The following is a 2832-nucleotide window of genomic DNA, read 5'->3' as shown; positions in this document are numbered from 1 at the left end:
CGTCCTTCTCGGGCGCGGCGGGCAGCAGCTCCGCGCGAAGGAACTCCGCCAGCCCGGCGTAAGCTGCCCGCCGCGCCCGAGAAGGACGCCGTGGGCCGGGCCCGCTACGCCCTCGCCTCCCGCTCGTTCCTTGGCGCGACGGTTGACCTGGAAGAGACCTACGCCTGGGGCGTGGAGGAACTGGACAGGCTCATCGCCCGGCAGGAACAGGTGGCTGACACCATCAAGGCCGGCGCCACCATCGCCGAGGCCAAGGAAATCCTGAACAACGATCCCGCGCGCCAGCTGAAAGGAAAGGAGGCGCTGCGGGCATGGATGCAGGAGCTCTCGGACAAAGCCGTGGCTGAACTCGCCGGCGTCCACTTCGACATCCCGGACGTCATGAAGAAGCTGGAATGCCTGATCGCCCCCACCGACGAAGGCGGCATCTACTACACCGGCCCCTCGGATGACTTCAGCCGCCCCGGCCGCATGTGGTGGTCCGTCCCCGCCGGCGAGGACACTTTCACCACCTGGGCCGAAACCACCACCGTCTACCACGAGGGCGTGCCGGGCCACCACCTCCAGGTGGCCACCGCCACCTACCGCCGCGAACTGCTGAACAAGTGGCGGCGCAACGTCTGCTGGACCTCCGGCCACGGCGAAGGCTGGGCGCTGTACGCCGAAAACCTCATGCAGGAACTGGGCTACCTGAACGATCCCGGCGACCACATGGGCATGCTGGACATGCAACGGATGCGGGCCGCCCGCGTGGTGTTCGACATCGGCGTCCACCTTGAGCTGGAGGTCCCCGAGCGCTGGGGCACCGGCACCTGGACCCCGGACAAAGGCTATGAATTCCTGAAGGAGAACCTGCCCATCAGCGAAGGACAACTCAAATTCGAGTTCACGCGCTACCTGGGCTGGCCGGGCCAGGCGCCGTCCTACAAGGTGGGCCAGCGGCTCTGGGAACAAATCCGCGCCGAACTCGAAGCCCGCCCCGGTTTCGACCTCAAAGAGTTCCACACGAAGGCTTTGAACGTAGGCTCGGTCGGACTGGACACGCTCCGGCGGGCGCTGCTTTCCTAGTCCTGACTCCGCGGCCCCAAGGGGCCCGTCCTCGGCGCGCTGCTCCTTCGTCGCTCTGACGCGCGCTGCCGGACGGGCCCCTCGTTGCCGCTGCTGCGGGAGACTTTAAGCACACCCGGGCAGGGAATAAGTAACATGGCCGCTGCACTCCCTTGATTCCACGGGGTTGATTCGCTCCGGCGGAAACTCGGGGCGCGTAATATTTCTCAATGTTCGTTCGCCGTGATATGTGCGGTGGCCCTAGCGTAGTCGGGTGAGCACTCAGACAAGCACCCCCTCTCCCGCAGGAAAGACCGGCTTCCAGCTGCCCAAATGGGCTGGCTCGTTCGGCTTCCAGATCATCGCCGCCCTCATCGTGGGGCTCGGCCTCGGCCTGCTGGCCAAGTACACCGGCAGCACCAAAGCCAGCCCCAACGCCCTTGGCGCCACGCTGCAGACCATCGGCTCCAGCTACGTGTCCCTGCTGCAGACCGCCGTCGTACCCCTGATCTTCACCGCAGTGGTCAGCTCCATCTCGAACCTGCGCCAAGTGTCCAACGCCGCCAAGCTCGCCTGGAACACCCTGCTGTGGTTCGCCATCACGTCCCTGATCGCCGTGCTGATCGGCATCGGCCTGGGTGTCCTGCTGCAGCCCGGTGCCAACACCGGCATCTCAGAGGAAGCCAAGTACTCCGGCAAGTCCGGCGACTGGTGGGCCTTCCTGGTTGGCCTCTTCCCCAAGAACTTCCTGGGACTCGGCGCCAGCTCCACCGTTGCCGAATCCGGCGCGGTCACCACCTCCGTCAGCTTCAACGTGCTCCAGATCCTCGTGATCGCCATCGCTGTCGGTGTTGCCGCGCTCAAGGTGGGCAAGGCTGCCGAACCCTTCCTGAGCCTGAACGCTTCGGCACTGGCCGTCATCCAGAAGGTGCTGTGGTGGATCATCCGGATCGCCCCCCTGGGCACCGTGGGCCTCATCGGCAACGCCGTTGCCGTCTACGGCTGGGACACAATCGGTTCCCTGGGCAAGTTCACCTTCGCCATCTACGTGGGCCTGGCCCTGGTCATCTTCGCGGTGTACCCCATCCTGGTCCGCGCCCACGGCCTCTCGGTCAAGCAGTACTTCTCCGGCGTGTGGCCCGCCGTCCAGCTGGCCTTCGTCTCCCGCTCCTCCGTGGGCACCCTGCCCCTGACCCAGCGCGTCACCGAACGCAGCCTGGGCGTCCCCCGCGCCTACGCGTCCTTCGCCGTGCCGCTGGGCGCCACCACCAAGATGGACGGCTGCGCCGCGATCTACCCCGCGATCTCCGCCATCTTCGTGGCCCAGTTCTTCGGCATCCAGCTGGACTTCACCCAGTACCTGCTGATCGCCCTGGTCTCCGTGCTGGGTTCCGCCGCCACGGCCGGCACCACGGGCGCCGTGGTGATGCTCACGCTGACGCTGTCCACGCTGGGACTGCCGCTGGCCGGCGTCGGCCTGCTCCTGGCCATCGACCCGATCCTGGACATGGGACGCACCGCCGTGAACGTGGCCGGCCAGGCCCTGGTCCCCACCATCGTGGCCAAGCGCCAGGGCATCCTGGACGAGCAGCTGTACAACGCGCCCCGCAACGGCACGCCGTTTGTTGACGACAGCCTCGACGCTGACGCCGCTTCCCACGACGGGACCACCACGGACACCGCTCCTCGCCACCTGGAGGATGCGAAGGCCTAGGGTGTGTCTCCTTATTGGCGTAGCCAGATGACGACGGCGTACAGGACGACGCCGGCTCGATAGGTCAGTGC

Annotated in this window: 2 protein-coding genes; both read left to right on the top strand. The window is 66.6% G+C overall.

Going from position 1 to position 2832, the window contains the following annotated elements; genetic code table 11:
* Nucleotides 1-1068, top strand: a 1068-nt coding sequence (locus tag ACKAE7_RS20705) for a DUF885 domain-containing protein (RefSeq protein WP_408980185.1), incomplete at its 5' end; no start/stop codon positions are given.
* Nucleotides 1069-1321: 253 nt separating this feature from the next.
* Nucleotides 1322-2761 carry a dicarboxylate/amino acid:cation symporter gene (locus tag ACKAE7_RS20700; protein ID WP_188809267.1) on the top strand — a complete coding sequence of 480 codons (1440 nt, stop codon included), beginning with the start codon at nt 1322-1324 and terminating at the stop codon, nt 2759-2761.
* Nucleotides 2762-2832: the final 71 nt, after the last annotated feature.

The sequence above is a fragment of the Pseudarthrobacter sp. NKDBFgelt genome, assembly GCF_046097905.1.
GTDB lineage: Bacteria > Actinomycetota > Actinomycetes > Actinomycetales > Micrococcaceae > Arthrobacter > Arthrobacter polychromogenes.
The sequence above is the reverse complement of the archived record's forward strand: the minus strand, read 5'-3'. Positions and strand labels throughout refer to the sequence as shown.